This is a genomic window from Ensifer sp. LC11 (genome assembly GCF_001695835.1).
In the GTDB taxonomy this organism is placed as follows: domain Bacteria; phylum Pseudomonadota; class Alphaproteobacteria; order Rhizobiales; family Rhizobiaceae; genus Ensifer.
Genome location: NZ_MBSO01000012.1, coordinates 341,767 through 362,574 on the forward strand (window position 1 = coordinate 341,767; position 20,808 = coordinate 362,574).

At 63.3% G+C, this 20,808-nt stretch carries 16 protein-coding genes; 15 read left to right on the forward strand and 1 reads right to left on the reverse strand.

The window, feature by feature from the left end; all coding sequences use genetic code 11:
• Positions 1-220: 220 nt before the first annotated feature.
• The 6 genes from mraY (at position 221) to murB (ending at position 7,480) form a co-directional block, all read left to right on the forward strand.
• Positions 221-1,321 (forward strand): phospho-N-acetylmuramoyl-pentapeptide-transferase, encoded by a 1,101-nt coding sequence (gene mraY / locus BBX50_RS10310; protein WP_065775205.1) that lies wholly within the window; start codon positions 221-223, stop codon positions 1,319-1,321.
• Between the two features lie 7 nt (positions 1,322-1,328).
• Positions 1,329-2,720, forward strand: a complete 1,392-nt coding sequence (gene murD / locus BBX50_RS10315; RefSeq protein WP_065775206.1) for a UDP-N-acetylmuramoyl-L-alanine--D-glutamate ligase — start codon at positions 1,329-1,331, stop codon at positions 2,718-2,720.
• Positions 2,721-2,814: 94 nt separating this feature from the next.
• Positions 2,815-3,969, forward strand: coding sequence for a putative lipid II flippase FtsW (gene ftsW / locus BBX50_RS10320; protein WP_065775207.1), 1,155 nt, complete (start codon positions 2,815-2,817; stop codon positions 3,967-3,969).
• A 3-nt stretch (positions 3,970-3,972) separates the two neighbouring features.
• Positions 3,973-5,097, forward strand: coding sequence for an undecaprenyldiphospho-muramoylpentapeptide beta-N-acetylglucosaminyltransferase (gene murG / locus BBX50_RS10325; RefSeq protein WP_065775208.1), 1,125 nt, complete (start codon positions 3,973-3,975; stop codon positions 5,095-5,097).
• The gene (gene murC / locus BBX50_RS10330; RefSeq protein ID WP_065775209.1) at positions 5,094-6,503 is read left to right on the forward strand and encodes a UDP-N-acetylmuramate--L-alanine ligase; all 1,410 of its coding nucleotides are present in this window, start codon (positions 5,094-5,096) and stop codon (positions 6,501-6,503) included. The genes murG and murC overlap by 4 nt, the downstream gene beginning before the upstream one ends.
• A 2-nt stretch (positions 6,504-6,505) precedes the next feature.
• The gene (murB, locus tag BBX50_RS10335; RefSeq protein ID WP_065775210.1) at positions 6,506-7,480 is read left to right on the forward strand and encodes a UDP-N-acetylmuramate dehydrogenase; all 975 of its coding nucleotides are present in this window, start codon (positions 6,506-6,508) and stop codon (positions 7,478-7,480) included.
• Between the two features lie 315 nt (positions 7,481-7,795).
• Here murB and BBX50_RS10340 read toward each other — a convergent pair whose 3' ends face one another.
• Positions 7,796-9,106, reverse strand: coding sequence for an MFS transporter (locus BBX50_RS10340; protein ID WP_065775211.1), 1,311 nt, complete (start codon positions 9,104-9,106; stop codon positions 7,796-7,798).
• A gap of 419 nt (positions 9,107-9,525) precedes the next feature.
• On the opposite strand from BBX50_RS10340, the gene aqpZ reads away from it, so the two are divergent.
• The 9 genes from aqpZ (at position 9,526) to BBX50_RS10385 (ending at position 20,792) form a co-directional block, all read left to right on the forward strand.
• Positions 9,526-10,212 (forward strand): aquaporin Z, encoded by a 687-nt coding sequence (gene aqpZ / locus BBX50_RS10345; protein ID WP_065775212.1) that lies wholly within the window; start codon positions 9,526-9,528, stop codon positions 10,210-10,212.
• A 311-nt stretch (positions 10,213-10,523) separates the two neighbouring features.
• Positions 10,524-11,450 carry a D-alanine--D-alanine ligase gene (locus BBX50_RS10350; protein WP_065775213.1) on the forward strand — a complete coding sequence of 309 codons (927 nt, stop codon included), beginning with the start codon at positions 10,524-10,526 and terminating at the stop codon, positions 11,448-11,450.
• On the forward strand, positions 11,447-12,394 hold the full coding sequence (gene ftsQ / locus BBX50_RS10355) for a cell division protein FtsQ (protein ID WP_274534002.1): 948 nt from the start codon (positions 11,447-11,449) through the stop codon (positions 12,392-12,394). The genes BBX50_RS10350 and ftsQ overlap by 4 nt, the downstream gene beginning before the upstream one ends.
• Entirely contained in the window at positions 12,391-13,722 is a 1,332-nt protein-coding gene (gene ftsA / locus BBX50_RS10360) for a cell division protein FtsA (protein ID WP_065775215.1), read from the forward strand. Before ftsQ ends, ftsA begins: the two co-directional genes overlap by 4 nt.
• Before the next feature lie 106 nt (positions 13,723-13,828).
• The gene (gene ftsZ / locus BBX50_RS10365) at positions 13,829-15,607 is read left to right on the forward strand and encodes a cell division protein FtsZ (protein WP_065775216.1); all 1,779 of its coding nucleotides are present in this window, start codon (positions 13,829-13,831) and stop codon (positions 15,605-15,607) included.
• Positions 15,608-15,941: 334 nt separating this feature from the next.
• Positions 15,942-16,895 (forward strand): UDP-3-O-acyl-N-acetylglucosamine deacetylase, encoded by a 954-nt coding sequence (gene lpxC, locus BBX50_RS10370; protein WP_065775217.1) that lies wholly within the window; start codon positions 15,942-15,944, stop codon positions 16,893-16,895.
• 173 nt (positions 16,896-17,068) lie between these two features.
• On the forward strand, positions 17,069-17,935 hold the full coding sequence (locus BBX50_RS10375; RefSeq protein WP_065775218.1) for an outer membrane protein assembly factor BamD: 867 nt from the start codon (positions 17,069-17,071) through the stop codon (positions 17,933-17,935).
• A gap of 37 nt (positions 17,936-17,972) precedes the next feature.
• Positions 17,973-19,646 carry a DNA repair protein RecN gene (recN, locus tag BBX50_RS10380; protein ID WP_065775219.1) on the forward strand — a complete coding sequence of 558 codons (1,674 nt, stop codon included), beginning with the start codon at positions 17,973-17,975 and terminating at the stop codon, positions 19,644-19,646.
• A 183-nt stretch (positions 19,647-19,829) separates the two neighbouring features.
• Positions 19,830-20,792, forward strand: coding sequence for a hypothetical protein (locus tag BBX50_RS10385; protein WP_065775220.1), 963 nt, complete (start codon positions 19,830-19,832; stop codon positions 20,790-20,792).
• Positions 20,793-20,808 lie beyond the last annotated feature (16 nt).

The following is a 20,808-nucleotide window of genomic DNA, read 5'->3' on the forward strand; positions in this document are numbered from 1 at the left end:
AGCCGGCGGCGCCGTCCATGTTGGCGCGGTGGATATAACCTGAGGTTAGGCGGCGCGCCCTAACACTTTCGCATGCATGCGCGTATCGTTTTTCAGATGATTCTGTTGGACGTGTTTCGAAATACTACGGCGCCGCGCGTCTCCCGGGGCGGGAAAGCTTCGCTGTAACACTTTAAACTGCTGCATCATTGTGCAGGAAACCTTTGGGGAAAGGTCCCTTATGCTCATTTGGCTCGTGGAACTGGCGGACCACTTTCAGTTTTTCAATCTCTTTCGCTACATCACGTTCCGCACCGGTGCAGCGCTGTTCACTTCGGCCATCATCGTTTTCCTGTTCGGGCCTGCGATGATTGCCTCGCTGCGCATTCGCCAGGGCAAGGGCCAGCCGATCCGCGCCGATGGGCCGCAGACGCATTTCAAGAAGGCCGGCACCCCGACCATGGGCGGCCTGATGATTTTGGCCGGCATCGTCGTCTCGTCGCTGCTCTGGGCCGATCTTTCCAGCGTTTACGTGGTCTCGACGCTGCTCGTCACGCTCGGCTTCGGCGCTATCGGCTTTTATGACGACTACCTCAAGGTCACCAAGCAGTCGGACAAGGGCTTTTCCGGCAAGGCGCGCCTCGGCATCGAATTCGTGATCGCGGCGATCGCCGTGTTCTTCATGATGCAGGCCTCGCTTTCGGGCGGGGCGGCCGGCTCGACCTTCGGCTCCTCGGTCACCTTCCCCTTCTTCAAGGATCTCATCCTCAATCTCGGCTATTTCTTCGTGCTGTTCGGCGGCTTCGTCATCGTCGGCGCCGGCAATGCAGTGAACCTGACCGACGGTCTCGACGGGCTTGCGATCGTGCCTGTGATGATCGCGGCGGCCGCCTTCGGCCTGATCGCCTATCTCGCCGGTAACGCCGTTTTCGCCAACTACCTGCAGATCCATTTCGTGCCCGGCACCGGCGAGCTTGCCGTCATCCTCGGCGCCGTCATCGGCGCCGGCCTCGGCTTCCTGTGGTTCAACGCGCCGCCGGCCGCAATCTTCATGGGCGACACCGGGTCGCTGGCACTTGGCGGCCTGATCGGTACCGTTGCGGTCGCCGTCAAGCACGAGATCGTCATGGTCATCATCGGTGGTCTCTTCGTCATGGAGACGCTGTCGGTCATCATCCAGGTGTTCTGGTTCAAGCGCACCGGCCGCCGCGTCTTCCTGATGGCGCCGATCCACCACCACTTCGAAAAGAAGGGCTGGACCGAAAGCCAGGTCGTGATCCGCTTCTGGATCATCGCCGTCATCCTGGCGATGGTCGGCCTCTCCACCCTCAAGCTGCGGTGAGCGGACGATGATCCCGGTCACCACATTCAAGGGCAGGAAGGTCGCTCTCTTCGGTCTCGGCGGCTCGGGCCTCGCAACGGCTGAGGCGCTGGTCGCCGGCGGTGCTGTGGTCACCGCCTGGGACGACAACCCCGATAGCGTCGCCAAGGCTGCGGCATCAGGCGTGCCGACGGCGGACCTGCGCACGGTCGAATGGTCCGGCTTTGCCGCCTTCGTGCTTTCGCCCGGCGTGCCGCTGACCCACCCCAAGCCGCACTGGACGGTCGATCTTGCTCATGCGGCCGGTGTAGAGGTCATCGGGGACGTCGAGCTGTTCGTGCGCGAGCGCCGGGCACACGCGCCCGATTGCCCGTTCATCGCGATTACCGGCACCAACGGCAAGTCGACGACGACGGCGCTGATCGCCCATATCCTGCGTGAAAGTGGTCGCGACACCCAGCTCGGCGGCAACATCGGCACGGCGGTGCTGACCCTCGATCCTCCGAAAGCTGGCCGCTTCTACGTCGTCGAATGCTCGTCCTACCAGATCGACCTGGCGCCGACGCTGAACCCGACCGCCGGTATCCTCCTGAACCTGACGCCCGATCATCTCGATCGCCACGGCACGATGCAGCATTATGCCGATATCAAGGAGCGGCTGGTTGCCGGCAGCGGTACGGCCATCGTCGGCGTCGACGACAGCTTCTGCGCCCTGATCGCCGATCGCGTCGAGCGCGCCGGCACGAAGGTCGCGCGCATTTCGCGCCGCCACGTTCTGGCTGATGGTCTTTATGCCGAGGGCTCGCGTATCCTGAATGCGGAAGGCGGCACATCGAGCCTGTTCGTCGATCTCGACGGCATCCAGACGCTGCGGGGCGGCCACAACGCTCAGAACGCGGCGGCTGCCATTGCCGCCTGCCTTGCGGTCGGCGTCAGTGCGGCGGAAATCCGCGAGGGTCTGAAGAGCTTCCCTGGTCTCAAGCACCGGATGCAGCCGGTCGGACGCAAGGGCGCGGTCGTCTTCGTCAACGACAGCAAGGCGACCAATGCGGACGCGGCAGCCCCTGCGCTTTCAAGCTACGAGCGCATCTACTGGATCGCCGGTGGCCTGCCGAAGGAGGGAGGCATCACGACGCTTGCGCCGTTCTTCCCGAAGATCGCCAAAGCCTATCTGATCGGCGAGGCCGCACCGGCCTTCGCCGCAACGCTTGGCGAAGCGGTTCCTTATGAAATTTCAGGCACGCTGGAGCAGGCGGTCGCGCATGCGGCTGTTGACGCGGGCAAGGACGAAGCCGGCCCTTCGGCCGTGATGCTCTCCCCGGCTTGCGCAAGCTTCGACCAGTATAAGAACTTCGAGGTGCGCGGAGACGCCTTCGTCGGCCATGTGCGCGCGATCGAAGGCGTGACGATGCTGATTTGATCCGCCCCGGCGCGATGAGCGCCGGTCTTGGCGGAAGGTGGTGCGGGATTTCGGACCTGGGGCGCAGGAAGCGCCGGAGAAGGGGACTGACAAGATGGTAAGCCGAGCCGAACGTGGCCCCGTGGCCGACTGGTTCTGGACGATCGACAGGTTCTTTCTGGCGACCTTCATCCTGTTGATGGGCGTCGGCTTCATGCTGTCCTTTGCGGCGAGCCCGGCGGTTGCCGAGCGCATCGGCCTCGACAGCTTCCACTTCGTCAGGCGCCATGCGCTCTTCCTCTTGCCGTCGCTGGTGGTGATGGTCGGCATCTCCTTCCTGACGCCGCGCCAGGTGCGGCGAGCGGCGATCCTGCTTCTCGCCGGCTCGCTCGGGATGATGGTGCTGGTGCTGTTCATCGGCGAGGAGGTGAAGGGCTCGATGCGCTGGATCTCGATCGGCGGCATCTCGATCCAGCCGTCGGAATTCATGAAGCCGGCCTTCGTCGTCGTCTGCGCCTGGCTTTTTTCCGAGCATGCGCGCCAGCCGGAAATTCCCGGAAATCTCTTTGCCATCCTTCTCTTCGGTATCGTCGGGGCGCTGCTCGTCGCCCAGCCTGACCTTGGCCAGACGATTCTGACGACCGCCGTCTGGGGCGGTATGTTCTTCATGGCCGGCATGCCCTGGCTCTGGATCATCCTGCTCGGCGGTGCTGCTCTCGGCGGCTTCTTCGTCGCCTATACGATGCTGCCGCACGTGGCGGCCCGTATCGACAAGTTTCTCACCGGCGAAGGCGATACCTTCCAGATGGACACCGCCCGCGAGGCGATCATCCGCGGCGACTGGTTCGGCCGGGGGCCGGGTGAAGGCATCGTCAAGCGCATCATCCCGGACAGCCACACCGACTTCGTCTTCTCCGTTGCGGCCGAGGAATTCGGCATCGTCTTCTGCATGGTCATCGTGCTGATTTTCGCCTTCCTGGTGATGCGCGGCCTCAACCATGCTTTTCGCGAGCGCAACGACTTCAACCGGTTCGCCGTTGCCGGCCTGGTTCTCCAGATCGGCATCCAGTCGATGATCAACATCGGCGTGAACCTCGAACTGCTCCCGGCCAAGGGCATGACCCTGCCGCTGATCTCCTATGGTGGCTCGTCCATGGTGGCGATCTGCGTCACTGCCGGCTTCATTCTGGCGCTGACCCGTCACCGCCCGGAGAAGCGTGCCGTGGAGCGCAGCCTGTTTCGGTCCGGCATTGGTGTGCCGGCGGAGTAAAATATGACTAAAGGCATCATCCTTCTTGCCGCCGGCGGTACCGGCGGCCACCTCTTTCCGGCGGAGGCGCTGGCCCACGAACTGAAGGACATGGGCTATTCGGTCCATCTCGTCACCGACAGCCGCGCCGAGCGCTATGCTGGCAAGTTCCCGGCCGACGAGGTGCATGTCGTGCCGTCGGCAACGATCGGTTCGAAGAACCCGATTAGCGTTGCGAAGTCGCTCTGGACGCTGTGGACGGGCATGCGCGCCGCGCGCAAGCTGATCGCCCGGCTGAGGCCCAAGGCCGTCGTCGGCTTTGGCGGCTACCCGACCGTGCCGCCGCTGCTTGCCGCGACCGGCATGGGGGTTCCCTCCATCATCCACGAGCAGAATGCCGTCATGGGGCGCGCCAACAAGGCGCTCGCCTCCCGCGTCAAGGCGATCGCCGGCGGTTTCCTGCCCGAGGGCACGGGCGCCTTTGCCGCCAAGACCGTGACGACGGGCAATCCGGTGCGCCCGGCCGTGCTTGCCGCTGCCGATATGCCCTATGCTGCGGCAACCGATGGTGCGCCGTTCCACCTCGTCGTCTTCGGCGGCAGCCAGGGCGCGCAATATTTCTCCAAGGCGGTCCCCCAGGCGATCTGCCGGCTGGATGACACGGATCGCCAGCGCTTCAAGGTCACTCAGCAGGCGCGCCCGGAAGACAGGGACGGCGTGATCGCCACTTACGAGAAGCTTGGCGTACCGGCCGAGGTCTCGCCGTTCTTTACCGACATGGCCGAGCGCATCGCCGGCGCCCAGCTCGTCATCTGCCGCTCCGGCGCCTCTACGGTTTCCGAACTTGCGGTCATCGGCCGGCCATCAATCCTGGTTCCCTATCCCTATGCGCTCGATCACGATCAGGCGGCCAACGCCGCAGCCCTTGCCGGCAAGGGCGGCGCACGGGTGATCGCGCAAGCGGAACTCACGGCCGACCGCCTCGCCGGCATCCTCAAGGATGCGGTGGACAACCCGCAATCGCTCGCCCAGATGGCGGCAAACGCCCGCGAAACCGGCAAGCCGGACGCAGCAAGCTTGCTTGCATCCCTCGTAGAGGCTATTGCCAGCGGTTTGACAGTCGAGAAATTCAGGGAAACACGCTCATGAAAATGCCGAAAACCATCGGGCTGGTCCATTTCATCGGTATCGGCGGCATCGGCATGAGCGGCATTGCCGAGGTGCTGCACAATCTCGGCCACAAGGTGCAGGGCTCCGATCAGTCGGACAGCGCCAATGTGCAGCGGTTGCGCGCCAAGGGCATCGAGGTCTTTGTCGGCCACAAGGCGGAAAACCTCGGCGACGCCGAGGTGATCGTCGTCTCGACCGCGATCAAGAAGGACAATCCGGAACTGATTGTCGCGCGCGAGAAATTCCTGCCGGTGGTGCGCCGCGCCGAAATGCTCGCTGAACTCATGCGCTTCCGCAACGCGATCGCGATCGGCGGCACCCACGGCAAGACGACGACGACCTCGATGGTGGCGGCGCTGCTGGAAGCCGGCAACCTCGACCCGACCGTCATCAACGGCGGCATCATCAATGCCTACGGCACCAATGCCCGCATGGGCGAGGGCGAGTGGATGGTGGTGGAGGCCGACGAGTCCGACGGCACCTTCTTGAAGCTGCCCGCCGACGTCGCTGTTGTCACCAATATCGACCCCGAACATCTCGACCATTACGGCAATTTCGACGCGGTGCGCGCGGCCTTCCGCCAGTTCGTCGAAAACGTGCCCTTCTACGGCTTCGGCGTACTCTGCCTCGACCACCCGGAAGTGCAGACCATGGTCGGCAAGATCGAGGACCGCAAGGTCGTCACTTATGGTGAGAACCCGCAGGCCGACGTGCGCTTCCACAACATCCGCATGGACAACGGTACCTCCGTGTTCGACATCGAGATCCGCCGCCGCCGCACTGGCCAGGTGATCACGATGAAGGACCTGCGTCTGCCGATGCCCGGCCGTCACAACGTCTCGAATGCGACGGCGGCGATTGCGGTTGCCCAGCGCCTCGGCATCAGCCCGGAGGCGATCGCCAAGGGCCTTGCCTCCTTCAGTGGCGTCAAGCGTCGCTTCACCTTTACCGGCGAGACGAACGGCGTGCGCGTCTATGACGACTACGGTCACCATCCGGTCGAGATCAAGGCGGTTCTCAGGGCGGCACGCGAGGCCTGCCAGGGCCGAATCATCGCCGTGCACCAGCCGCACCGCTACTCGCGCCTTTCGAGCCTGTTTGAAGATTTTTCCGCCTGCTTCAACGATGCCGACACGGTCCTGATCGCGCCTGTCTACGCGGCCGGCGAAGATCTCATTCCCGGCGCAACCGCCGAGGAACTGGTCGATCGTATCAAGGCCGGCGGCCATCGCGACGCCCGTTATGTCTCCGGTCCGGAGTCGATTGCGCCGGTTGTCAGCAAGATTGCACAGCCCGGCGATTTTGTGGTTCTCTTGGGGGCTGGCAGCATCACCTACTGGGCCGCTGCCCTGCCTAAGGAACTCGCGGAAATTTCAGGAAATTGAGCATGAAACAGGTCAACGGTCAGAAACTACTCGATGCGCTCGGAAGCGGTGTCAGCGCGGTTCGCGGCCGCATCACGCCCGATGCGCCGATGGATCGCGTCACCTGGTTCCGCGCCGGCGGTCTTGCGGAACTGATGTTCCAGCCCCACGACACGGACGATCTCGTCACCTTCCTGAAGCTGGTCCCGGCTGAAGTGCCTGTGATGGTCGTCGGTGTTGGTTCGAACCTCCTGGTGCGCGACGGCGGCATTCCCGGCGTTGTCATCCGACTTTCGGCCAAGGGCTTCGGCGATCTCGAGCTTGTCGGCGAAAACCGCATCAAGGCCGGCGCGATCTGCCCGGACAAGAACATTGCGGCGATGGCGCTCGATCACGGCATCGGCGGCTTCTACTTCTACTATGGCATTCCCGGCTCGCTCGGCGGCGCGCTGCGCATGAACGCCGGCGCCAACGGTACTGAGACCCGCGAGCGCGTGGTCGAGGTCCATGCGGTCGACCGCCAGGGCAACCAGCATGTGCTGTCGAATGCCGACATGGGCTATGCCTACCGCCATTCGTCGGCGGCGAAGGACCTGATCTTCACGCACGCGGTGTTTGAAGGCTACGCCGAGGACAAGAACAAGATCCGCACCGACATGGATGCGGTGCGCCAGCATCGCGAGACGGTGCAGCCGATCCGCGAGAAGACCGGCGGTTCGACCTTCAAGAACCCGGAGGGCCACTCGGCCTGGAAGCTGATCGACGAAGCCGGCTGCCGCGGCATGATGATCGGCAGCGCGCAGATGTCGCCGCTGCACTGCAACTTCATGATCAACACCGGCCAGGCGACCGGCTACGAGCTCGAATATCTCGGCGAAACCGTGCGCCAGCGGGTTCTCGAACATTCGGGCGTCCGGCTCGAATGGGAGATCAAGCGCATCGGCACCTTTATGCCGGGCTACGAAATCAAGGAATTCCTCGGCCGCGGCATCGCCTGAGGCTTGAGGAGAAAGCTCTATATGAAGGGCCGCGGCGGAGACGCCGCGGCCCTTTTCGCTTTGTGGCGATGAGAACCGACGAGGAACCCACATCCTCCGTCATGTTCGGGCGTGACCCGAGCATCCATGCTCCAGCCGCGACATGGGTTTGGCTTGGGAATGGATCCTCGGGTCGAGCCCGAGGATGACGGCGGATGGGGCGGGGCGATCAAAGAAAACGTCCTTCACGTTGCCAAACAAAAAGGGCCGCAGCGTCGCCGCTGCGGCCCTTTTTGTTTTGCGGTCGGCCGCGCATCGCGCGCGTCCATACCAATATCAGGCCGAAACCTCGTCTTCCGTCGACAGCACGAGGCAAAGCAGCGTGATGGCGGCAGCGGCCAGCAGGTAGTAGCCGACATAGTCGAGGCTGTAGTTGGTGGCGAGCCAGGTGGCGATGTAAGGCGCCAGTGACGCGCCGAAGATGCCGGCGAGGTTGAAGGTCATCGAGGCGCCGGTGTAGCGCACCGAGGTCGGGAAGGGTGCCGCAAGGGCTGCGCCGATCGGGCCGTAGGTGAGGCCCATCAGGCCGAGGCCGATGATCGAGAACAGGAAGGCGCCGCCAAGGCCGCCTGAGAGCAGCGGGGCCATGAAGAGGCCGAAGACGCCGATGCCTGTCGTGGCAAGGATCAGCACCAGGCGACGGCCGTAGCGGTCCGACAGGATGCCGGCGACCGGGATCATCAGCCCGAAGAAGACGACGCCGGTCATCTGCACGATGAGGAACTGCTCACGCGAATAGCCGAGCTTTGCCGTACCCCAGGAGAGCGAGAACACGGTCATCAGGTAGAAGAGCACGAAGGTGGCGAGCGCCACGAAGGTGCCGAGCACCAGACTGCGCTTGTGGAAGCGGAAGATCTCGGCGATCGGCACCTGAACGCGTTCGTGCTTATCGACCGCCTTCTGGAACTCCGGCGTTTCGGTGATCTTCAGGCGGACATAGAGGCCGACGGCGACCAGCAGGATGCTGGCGATGAACGGTACACGCCAGCCCCAGGCGAGGAAGGCTTCGTTGCTCATCACTTCGCCGAGGATCAGGAAGGTGCCGGCCGAAAGGATGAAGCCGATGGGCGCGCCAAGCTGCGGGAACATCGCGTACCAGCTGCGCTTGCCCTCAGGCGCGTTTTCGGTGGCGAGCAGCACCGCGCCGCCCCATTCGCCGCCAAGCCCGAGGCCCTGGCCGAAGCGGCAAAGCGCGAGCAGCAGCGGGGCCGCGACGCCGATCGTCGCATAGGTCGGCAGAAGGCCGATGACGACGGTGGAAATGCCCATGGTCATGAGCGCTGCGACGAGCGTCGCCTTGCGGCCGACCTTGTCGCCGAAATGGCCGAAGATCACGGCGCCGAACGGACGGGCGAAGAAGGCGATCGAGAAGGTCGCAAAGGATTGCAGCATTGCCGAGGTCGGATCGGCAGCCGGGAAAAACAGGTGCGGGAAAACCAGCACTGCGGCGGTGGCGTATACGTAGAAGTCGAAGAATTCGATGGTCGTGCCGACGAGGCTTGCAAACAGCACCCGGGCAGGGGAGTTCACTGCCGCGTGCTTTAACGCATTGTCCTTCGGCGACAGGGAGGTTGTCGCGTCTGTCATTATCATAGTTCCTATGGATGGAAGACCGTCTTGGGAGGCGGACCGCTGCATGTTTTCCTGGACCGTCGCCAATCGAAGGATAAAAACATGCAGCATTTCAAAGTTCTACGGCGACCTTTGCGCGTCCGGAACGCGCGGCGCCGCAGTGCGTCTTAACGCAAGTTTCGGCATGGTGAAACCCTGAAATGGTAAGAAATGCGAACGATCCCGGCGTCGTGCGCAGCATTCTTCCGTCCGCGCACGGCTCCCCCCGAGAAGGCGCCGGGCCTGCTTTTTCTTCGGACAGGGGCTGGCTTGCGGTGGCTGTCCTCGCCTTTTGCGGGCGCTACGCACGTTCGGACAACCGTGCTTGACCAGAATCAAATTGTGGCAAACTCTGGCGACCGAAGCGATCGGCTTCGTTTTTCAGGAGCGAATGCATGTTCAAAAGGCTTTCTGCGGAATTTCTTGGTACATTCTGGCTCGTTTTCGGCGGTTGCGGCAGCGCGGTGCTGGCGGCTGCATTTCCTGAGGTCGGCATCGGCCTGCTCGGCGTTTCCTTTGCTTTTGGTCTGACGGTGCTCACCATGGCCTACGCGGTCGGCGGCATTTCCGGCGGGCACTTCAATCCGGCCGTGTCGGTAGGGCTGCTGGTTGCCGGCAAGTTCCCGGCACATAAGCTCGTCGGCTATGTCATCGCACAGGTGCTGGGCGCGATCGCGGCTGCTGGCGTGCTCTATCTGATTGCCAGCGGCAAGGCCGGTTTCCAGCTCGGCGGTTTTGCGGCCAACGGTTATGGCGAGCATTCGCCGGGCGGCTATTCGCTGACGGCCGCACTGGTCGCCGAGGTGGTGCTTACCTTCTTCTTCCTGTTCATCATCCTTGGCGCGACCCATGGACGCGTCCCCTCCGGCTTTGCGCCGATCGCGATCGGCCTGGCGCTGACCCTGATCCATCTGGTCTCGATCCCGGTGACGAACACCTCCGTGAACCCAGCCCGTTCGACCGGTCAGGCACTCTTCGTCGGCGACTGGGCGCTTTCGCAATTGTGGCTGTTCTGGCTGGCGCCGATCGTCGGAGCGGCGATCGCCGGCATCGTCTGGAAGATCGTCGGCGAGGAAGACTAAGCCACTCTCAAGCATGGTCGAGCAAGCGACCCGCCGCCTCGGTTGCGGCGGGTTTTTCATTTTTTCTCTTGGTTGCCGCTTTGCCTGAGCATTGGCCGGCAACCTGTTGATCTCTCGCTAAAATGCCTTGTCGTACATGCGCTTGTGCGCGTGATGCGCGTTTCATTTCCCGACGAGAGTTAACGAAAGTAAACGGTTCGTTAACCATAATGACGTTCTAGTGACCCCAATGGCACCGGTGACTCGCGAGAGCCGGAATCAGCCAGACGCAAGGAAACCTTGCGAAAGTGGCGTATTGTTTGGGGGTTTGAATGAGCGGCAAGCATGTGGCTGTCCTGATGGGCGGATTTTCTTCGGAGCGACCGGTTAGCCTGTCGTCCGGGGCTGCCTGCGCGGATGCCCTTGAGACTGCCGGCTATCGCGTCACGCGAATCGATGTCGATCGCAACGTTGCCGAAGTGCTCGCTGCCTTGCGTCCGGACGCCGCCTTCAATGCCCTTCATGGGCCGTTCGGCGAGGACGGCACGATCCAGGGTATTCTCGAATATCTGGAAATTCCCTACACCCATTCCGGCGTGCTTGCCTCGGCGCTTGCCATGGACAAGGCGCAGGCCAAGCATGTTGCGGCGGCTTCCGGAATTCCGGTTGCTGATGCGCTGGTGATGGATCGCCAGTCCTTTGGCCCCAATCATCCGATGAAGCCGCCTTACGTCGTCAAGCCGGTCAGCGAAGGGTCGAGCTTCGGTGTCGTCATCGTCAAGGAGGACCAGTCGCATCCGCCGCAGGTGGTGACGTCGAGCGAATGGCGCTACGGCGACCGAATCATGGTGGAGCGTTACGTCGCCGGCCGCGAACTGACCTGTGGCGTCATGGGTGACAAGGCGCTGGGCGTCACGGAAATCATTCCGCAGGGTCATGCTTTCTACGATTATGATTCCAAATACGTAAAAGGCGGCTCGCGTCACGTCATTCCGGCACAGATTTCACCAAATATTTACCAAAAAATACAAACACTCGCTCTGAAGGCGCATCAGGCAATCGGTTGCCGGGGCGTCAGCCGATCCGACTTTCGTTTCGATGACAGTTCCTCCGATGGGGGTGAGCTGATCTGGCTGGAAATCAACACCCAGCCCGGCATGACGCCAACCTCCCTGGTGCCCGAGATGGCCGCGCATGCCGGCTATAGCTTCGGTGAGTTTTTGAGTTGGATGGTGGAGGACGCATCGTGTTTGCGTTGAGAGGCAAAAGGGGCAGGAGAGTTCGTCAGCTCGATGGCGCCGTCGCCGTCGCCGTCGATGCGGACGGCGCGCGCGTGCTTCCGCGGCCGCTCCGTCGCGTCGTTCGCTTCTTTGTCAGCCTTGGTGCCGGCCGTATCCGCTTTCCCGCCCATACCGGCACGATTTCCGCACTCGCCTTTTTTGCCGCAACCGGCTTTTACGGCATGTCGCTCGGCGGCCATTCGCAGAATTTCGCGCAGGCCTCGACCACGGCCGCAGGCTTTGCGATCGAGGATGTCAAGGTTTCCGGCAACGACCAGACCTCCGAGATCGACATTCTGCAGCAGCTTGGCCTTGACGGAACGACGTCGCTGGTGGCGCTCGATATCGCCGAGGCGCGCCGGCTGATTGCGGAAATGCCCTGGGTTCAGGGTGTGACCGTGCGCAAGGTCTATCCCGGCACGATCGAGGTCAGCCTCACCGAGCGTCAGGCGTTCGGCATCTGGCAGCACGGCTCCGACCTTTCGCTGATCGAGCGTAGCGGCAGTGTGATCGCGCCGCTGCGCGACAACAAGTTTGCAAGCCTCCCGCTCTTCGTCGGCCGCGACGCCGAGACGGCAGCCGCCGATTTTTACGACGAGTTTTCCCGCTGGCCGGAGATCCGCTCGCGGGTGAAGGCCTTCGTTCGCGTGGCCGGCCGCCGCTGGGACCTGCGCCTCGACAACGGCATCGTCGTCAAGTTGCCGGAGCACGACGTCGCCCGGGCGATGCGGGTGCTCTTCGACATGGAAAGCCAGCACCAGCTCCTCGAGCGCGACATCGCCGCCGTAGATCTGAGGCTCGAAGACAGAACCACAGTTCAGTTGACGCCGGATGCAGTCACCCGGCGCGAAGTTGCCTTGAAGGCGAGGGACAAGATGCTGAAGGCGCAGGAGACCGAGAAGAAGAAAGAGGGGCGTATATGAGTTTGTTCGGTTCCTCCAGCTTTGGCCTGCCACGCCTGAAGCCGCTTCCTTCAAAGCGGTCTCATGTCGTCTCGGTGCTGGATATCGGTTCGACCAAGGTGGTCTGCATGATCGGCCGGCTGACGCCGCGCGCCGAGAGCCAGATCCTGCCCAACCGCACCCATAGTGTCGAGATCATCGGCATCGGCCATCAGAAGTCACGCGGCGTCAAGAACGGCGTCGTCGCCGATCTTGATGCGGTCGAGAGCGTCGTGCGGCTGGCGGTCGACGCCGCCGAGCGTATGGCCGGGCTTACCATCGACAGCCTGATCGTCAACGTTTCGGCCGGCCGCCTGCAGAGCGACGTCTACACCGCGACGATCGATCTCGGCGGACAGGAAGTCGACGCCAACGATCTCAGGAAAGTTCTGTCTGCTGCCGGCCAGCAGTCGCTGCGCTCCGACCGCGCCATCCTGCACTCGCTGCCAACCGGTTTCTCGCTCGACGGCGAGCGCGGCATCCGCGATCCGCTCGCCATGTTCGGCGACGTTCTCGGCGTCGACATGCATGTGCTGACGGCGGAACGGGCGGCGCTCAAGAACCTGGAACTCTGCGTCAATCGTGCGCATCTCTCGGTCGAGGGCATGGTCGCGACACCCTATGCCAGCGGCCTTGCCGCTCTCGTCGACGACGAGGTCGAGCTCGGCTGCGCCGCAATCGACATGGGCGGCGGCACGACGACGATTTCGGTCTTCGCCGAAGGCAAGCTCGTCCATGCGGATGCGGTCAGCCTTGGCGGCCATCACGTGACGACGGATCTCGCGCGCGGTCTTTCGACCCGCATCGAGGATGCCGAGCGGCTGAAGGTCGTGCACGGCTCGGCGCTGCCCAACAGCGCCGACGAGCGCGACATCGTTTCGGTTCCGCCGATCGGCGAGGACGACCGCGATCAGCCGACCCATGTGCCGCGTGCGCTGGTCTCGCGCATCGTGCGCGCCCGCATCGAGGAGACGCTCGAACTCATTCGCGATCGCATCCAGCGCTCGGGCTTCAGCCCGATCGTCGGCAAGCGCATCGTGCTGACGGGCGGCGCCAGCCAGCTGACCGGCCTGCCGGAAGCGGCCCGTCGCATCCTCGCCCGCAATGTTCGCATCGGCCGTCCGCTCGGGGTTTCCGGGCTGCCGGCGGCTGCCAAGGGTCCGGCCTTCTCCACGGCGGTCGGCCTGATGATCTATCCGCAGGTCGCCGACCTCGAGACCCATGCCTCCCACGGCGGCATGTTCTCGGCGCTCGGCGCCGGCAACGGCCGCATCGCCCGCATGGGCCAGTGGCTGAAAGAGAGTTTCTGAGTAGCGTTCGGCGCCGACAGGGACGGCGTCGGATGAAGGCAAACTAAGACTTTGAAAGATTTGGCCGGCTCGGCAAGGCGGCCAGAAAACAGAAGGAACGGGTACAATGACTATCAACTTGCAGAAGCCGGATATCACGGAGCTGAAGCCCCGCATCACCGTCTTTGGTGTGGGTGGCGGTGGCGGCAACGCCGTCAACAACATGATCACCGCAGGCCTCCAGGGCGTCGATTTCGTCGTCGCCAACACAGACGCCCAGGCACTGACCATGACCAAGGCCGAGCGTATCATCCAGATGGGTGTCGCCGTTACCGAAGGTCTCGGCGCCGGTTCGCAGCCGGAAGTCGGCCGCGCGGCCGCCGAAGAGTGCATCGACGAGATCATCGACCACCTGAACGGCACCCACATGTGCTTCGTCACCGCCGGCATGGGCGGCGGCACCGGTACCGGTGCTGCCCCGATCGTCGCCCAGGCCGCCCGCAACAAGGGCATCCTGACGGTCGGCGTCGTCACCAAGCCGTTCCATTTCGAAGGCGCGCGCCGCATGCGGCTGGCCGACCAGGGCATTGCCGAACTGCAGAAGTCGGTCGACACCCTGATCGTCATCCCCAACCAGAACCTCTTCCGCATCGCCAACGACCGCACGACCTTTGCGGACGCGTTTGCGATGGCCGACCAGGTTCTCTATTCGGGCGTTGCCTGCATCACCGACCTCATGGTCAAGGAAGGCCTCATCAACCTCGACTTCGCCGACGTCCGCTCGGTGATGCGTGAAATGGGCCGCGCAATGATGGGCACCGGCGAAGCTTCGGGCGAAGGCCGCGCACTGGCTGCCGCTGAAGCCGCGATTGCCAACCCGCTGCTCGACGAAACCTCGATGAAGGGCGCCCAGGGCCTCTTGATCTCGATCACCGGTGGCCGTGACCTCACGCTGTTCGAACTCGACGAAGCTGCAACCCGCATTCGCGAAGAAGTCGACCCGGATGCCAACATCATCCTCGGTGCGACCTTCGACGAAGAACTCGAAGGCCTGATCCGCGTCTCGGTCGTCGCCACCGGCATCGACCGTACGGCTGCGGAGGTGGCGGGTCGTTCCGCCGACTTTCGTCCGGTAGCAGCAAAGCCGGTCGTGCGTCCGTCGGCGGCCATTCCCGCCCAGCAGCCGGTCGCCCAGCACCAGCCTGCACCGGTTCACCAGCCGGTCATGCAGCAGCCGGTGGCCCAGCCGGTTCAGCAGCATGTCCAGCCGCAGGCAACTGCCGATCACATCGCAGCTGCCATCCGCGAAGCCGAGATGGAGCGGGAACTGGACATCGCGACCCGCGCCGCCCAGGTACAGGCGCAGGCTCCGGTTCAGCCGGCGCATGACGAGAACTTCCGTCCCCAGAGCAAACTTTTCGCCGGTGCAGCTCCGGTAGAAGCCGCTCCGGTCATGCGCCAGCCGCAGCCGCAGATGCAGCCGGTTCAGGCCCAGCCGCAGCCGGTGATGCGCCAGGAGCCGGTCGCTCCGGTCATGCGCCAGCAGCCGGAACAGGTTCGCATGCCGAAGGTCGAAGACTTTCCGCCGGTTGTAAAGGCCGAGATGGACCGCCGTGCACAGCCGGCAGCGCCGATCGCGGAAGAGCGTGGCCCGATGGGTCTCCTCAACCGCATCACCAGCTCGCTCGGCCTGCGCGAACGCGAACAGACCCCTGCGGCAGCCGACATGACGGCTTCTGCTCCGAGCGCTGCTTCCCAGCAACGCCGGCCGCTTTCGCCGGAAGCGAGCCTCTATGCGCCGCGTCGCGGCCAGCTTGACGATCACGGTCGCGCTTCGCCGCAGGCGCGCCCGCAAGAAGATGATCAGCTCGAAATCCCGGCGTTCCTGCGCCGTCAGTCGAACTGATTGGAAGGCCCGTTCCTTCACCTTGCCGAATGCCCGGGCAACTGCCCGGGCATTTTTGCATTTCCTTCGCTGTTTCAGATACTTGATCCATTGTAGCCGACCGTCGCAAATGCGTAACAAAGCGAAACGAACAGTGATTTGGAATGGTGCCTCCAAACTCCTATTTTCAAGGTCGGAATTGGGGACGCATGCGATTCGATCAAACGCTGTCTGTTCGAAACGCAGAGGATCGGTCTTTGTGCCGAAACTCTCGGGTGCCTTGCTTGTGCCCTAGATATTGCGGCGTCCGCCAGCAGGTTTTGGCCTCCGGCCACAGGTATTGAAAGTGACGAGAATGGGAATCGAATTGCTCGGGTTTCAGACGACGATTGCAAGCCCGGTAACACTCAAGGGAATTGGCGTTCATTCCGGCGCGGAAGTGTCGATCACCTTCCATCCGGCCGAAGCCGATGCGGGCATCGTCTTCCAGCGTGTTCTGGCCAACGGCCGGGTCAGCGAGTTCAAGGCGGTTTCCTCGCAGGTTGGCAACACCGATCTCTGCACCGTTCTCGGCATGTCGCCGGCCACCTCGATCGCCACGATCGAGCATGTGATGGCCGCCATCTACGCGCTTGGCCTCGACAACCTGATGATCGAGGTTCACGGCGCGGAAATGCCGATCATGGACGGCAGCTCCGAACCCTTCATCGATGCGATCGAGCAGGTGGGCGTTCGCGCGCTGGCGGTCAAGCGTCGTTACATCCGTATCGTCAAGCCGGTTCGCATCGAATCGGGCGCCTCCTGGTCTGAGTTCACGCCCTATGACGGCATGCGCTTCGAGGTCGAGATCGACTTCGATTGCCCGCTGATCGGTCGCCAGTCCTGGAAGGGCGACATGACCCCGTCGGTCTTCAAGAACGACCTGTCGCGCGCCCGCACCTTCGGCTTCATGCGCGATGTCGAGCGGCTGTGGGCTGCCGGTTTCGCGCTGGGCTCGTCGCTCGAAAACTCGGTCGTCATCTCCGACGACAACGCCGTGATCAATGTCGAGGGCCTGCGCTACACCGACGAGTTCGTGCGCCACAAGACGCTGGATGCGGTCGGCGACCTCTCGCTTGCCGGTGCCCCGTTCATCGGTTGCTATCGTTCCTATCGCGGCGGCCACAAGATGAACGCCAACGCGCTGAAGGCGCTGCTCAGTGATCCGACCGCCTACGAGGTCGTCGAGACGGCTGTTCCGCGCCAGCGTACCCGCGCGCGCGATATGGTTGCAGTGGCAGCTCCGGGCTTCGCGCCCTGGTCCGCATAACAAGAAAAGTCATCATCTCCTCCAGTCGCCGGCCGAAAGGCCGGCATTTTCATGATGGGCCTGCCACAAATTTGCATGAATCACCGATCATGACGTTGCGGTCTCAAGGTAACTTGCTCTAAAAGCGCATGTCTGGCGGGGTCCATGCCCGCAGAGTGGAACGGGAATATCCGATGGTTCTTGCAGTTTCTGTTGATCTGAGAAAATCAGCGCGCGTCGCCGCCGTCATTTTTGCGGCCGTCGCCGGCAGCGCCCTGATTACCGCCTGCCAGAACGATCCAGATATCGACATCACCAAGCTGACGGCGGAAACCGATCCGCCGGAAGTGCTCTACAATCAAGGTCTCGCCAACCTCAATGCGGGCAAGACGACGGAGGCGGCGCGCAAATTCGAAGCGCTCGACCGCCAGCATCCGTTCTCGGAATATGCGCGCAAGGCGCTTGTCATGAACGCCTTCGTTTCCTACCGCAACGGCCAGTACCAGGAGGCGATCAACGCCACCGGTCGCTATCTCAATCTCTATCCGCAGTCGGAAGACGCGGCCTATGCGCAATACATCCAGGGGCTTGCCTACACCAAGCAGATCCCCTCGGTGACGCAGGACCAGAAGCCGGCATTCAAGGCAATCGAGGCCATGCAGGCGGTCGTCGACCGGTATCCGGAATCCGAATATGTCGACGATGCCAAGTCGAAGATCCGCTTTGCCCGCGACCAGCTCGCCGGCAAGGAAATGCAGGTCGGCCGCTACTATCTCGAGCGCAAGGAATATCTTGCTGCCGTGTCGCGCTTCCGTGTCGTGATCGAGCAATATCCGAACACCAATCAGGTGGAAGAGGCGCTTGCGCGCCTGACCGAAGCCTATTTCGCCATGGGCGTGACCGCAGAGGCGCAGACCGCTGCGGCCGTTCTCGGTCACAACTACCCGGACAGCCAGTGGTACGCAGACTCCTTCAAGCTGCTGCAGTCGAGTGGCCTCGAGCCGCGTGAAAGCGGCAACTCCTGGATTTCGCGCGCCGCCAAGAAACTCGTCGGCGCTTGATCCTCATCGGCGCCCTTCAAGGAAGATACCAACCCGGATGCTTGCCCAGCTCTCGATCCGCGATATCGTCCTGATTGAACGGCTTGATCTGGCTTTCGAGGCCGGGCTCTCGGTGCTGACCGGTGAGACCGGCGCCGGCAAGTCCATCCTGCTCGACAGTCTGTCGCTTGCCCTTGGCGGGCGCGGCGACGGCTCGCTGGTGCGCCATGGATCCGACAAGGGTCAGGTGACGGCGGTCTTCGACGTTCCCGTCGGCCATTCGGCGCGGCAGTTGCTCCACGAAAACGGCATCGACGATGACGGCGACCTGATCTTCCGACGCGTTCAGTCTGCCGACGGCCGGACCAAGGCCTATGTCAACGATCAGCCGATCAGCGTCCAGCTGATGCGCCAGCTCGGGCAGACGCTCGTCGAGATTCACGGCCAGCATGACGACCGTGCGCTCGTCGATATCGATGCGCACCGCACACTCCTTGACGCCTTTGGCGGCACGGCGGAGGCGGCCCAGCATGTCAGCGATCTCTATCGTGCCTGGAAAGATGCCGAGCGTGGCCTGAAGAAGCATCGCGAGCGGGTCGAAGCCGCCGCACGCGAGGCCGACTATCTGCGCTCCTCGGTCGAGGAGCTGGAAAAGCTCAGCCCGCGCGACGGCGAAGAGGACGAGCTGGCCGAGAACCGGGCGCGGATGATGAAGGCCGAGCGCATCGCCGGCGACATCAACGAAGCCTCCGAGTTCCTGAACGGCAACGCCTCGCCGGTTCCGTTGATCGCTTCGCTGGTGCGCCGCCTCGAGCGCAAGAGCCAGGAGGCGCCGGGCCTGCTCGAAGAAACGGTCGAGCTGCTCGATGGTGCGCTCAACCAGCTCTCCGATGCGCAGATGGCGGTCGAGCGCGCACTGCGCAACACCGAATTTGATCCGAAGGAACTGGAGCGGGTCGAAGAGCGGCTCTTTGCGCTGCGCGCCGCCAGCCGTAAATATTCGGTTCCGGTCACCGAACTGCCGGCGCTTGCCGTCAGGATGGTCTCCGATCTCGCCGATCTCGACGCCGGCGAGGAGAGGCTGAAGCAGCTTGAAGGCCAGGTGGGCGTCGCCAAGGCGGCCTTCGATGTGGCGGCGCGTTCGCTTTCGGAAAAGCGGCACCACACGGCATCCGCCCTCTCGGCCGCCGTCATGGCCGAACTGCCGGCGCTGAAGCTTGAGCGCGCGCGCTTCATGGTGGAAGTGCAGAGCGATGCGGCGCAGGCGACCGCCGATGGCATCGACCTCGTCGAGTTCCATGTACAGACCAACCCCGGCACGCGGCCGGGACCGATCATGAAGGTCGCCTCGGGCGGTGAGCTCTCGCGCTTTCTCCTGGCGCTGAAGGTGGCGCTGGCCGATCGCGGCTCGGCGCCGACGCTTGTCTTCGACGAAATCGACACCGGTGTCGGCGGTGCGGTGGCCGATGCCATCGGCCAGCGGCTGAAGCGGCTTTCGAGCACCGTGCAGGTGCTCTCCGTCACTCACGCGCCGCAGGTGGCCGCGCGTGCCGCAACGCATCTTTTGATCTCCAAGGGCCCATCGGCCGAGAAGACGGAGATGATCTCTACCCGCGTCGCCCGCATGGACGACAAGGCGCGGACCGAGGAAATCGCCCGCATGCTCGCCGGCGCCTCGATCACCGAGGAGGCGAGGGCAGCCGCCGCGCGGTTGCTCGCCGGGACCGGCTAGAGCGACGTGCGTTCATATGAACGCACCAAGGACGCTCTCGAACTTTGATTCGAGAGCATCTTTCCGCCTCACGCGATCCACTTGAGAGAGGGATGCTCTAGATTCCCTAAGCCTTTTGGTTGAGTTGTTGCTCCGCTGCACCCGTGTTCTATTTCCTTTGCGCGGGTTGGGGGCAGTTCGGGCATGTGGGAGAAACTTCAGCACAGTCTGGAGATCCGGCTCGCGCAGATGCGCGCGCATCCGGAAGTGATCCTGCTTACCGCATTCGCCTATACCGGCCTTCTCCTGACGATGAAGGAAGCGGAGCGGCAGCTTGGCACCTTCGGGATTCTCTTGGCCGTTGCCATCGCCGCGATCACGGCTTATTTCACCGCAAGGCTGCGTGGCGCGCGCGATATCGACCCGCCGGAGGCAAGCGACGCCGAGCCGCTGCCTTTCGGATTGCTTCCGGTTCGCACGGAGGACGACCGTCGCTATCTTGTGCGCGTGCCGCCGTCAAAGGCGGTCGCCTATGAGGTTATCCGCAAGGCGCAGGGTGTCTTTCAGCGCGACACGACCGATCCTGAGGAGGACATGCGGGCGTTCTTCTTCGACCCTTACCGCTTGATCTGCCTGCAGGATGCAGGTGGGCACATTCTCGGCTTCGTTGACTACTATGCCTTCGAGAGAAACCACTTCAAACTGTTTCTGCAGGGCGACTATACCTTCGACAATCTGCTGACGGGCGCGCTGCTTGCCCATCCGCAGGCGCGAAAGGCGAAGGTCGTCTATCTTGCGACCATCCTCAATCTCAGTTTTCTGCTCGATTCCATGCGCGTCGAGCGCCGCCGGCAGAACGGTATTCTCGTCTGGGCGACGGTTTCGGCGATCCTCGAACACCACACGTTCCCAGCCGATGGCATCGATATCTACAGCATCGGCTGGGATAGGAGCGGAACTGCGATTTTGCGGATGTTTGGCCTGCTGCCGGTGAGCCGCGTCACGCGTGGGCAGGCGGAGGGCAAATGGATCTACAGCAAGCGTGGTGTGCGAAGAACGGATCTGGAGGCCATCCGCGCCCGCTACCAGAAGCGCTACGAACGCTGGTGCGAACTGGACCTAAGGCCGCTTTCGGCCATCGAGCCGGGCGTCGCCAATGCCGGGTGAGCGGCATCCCACTCGC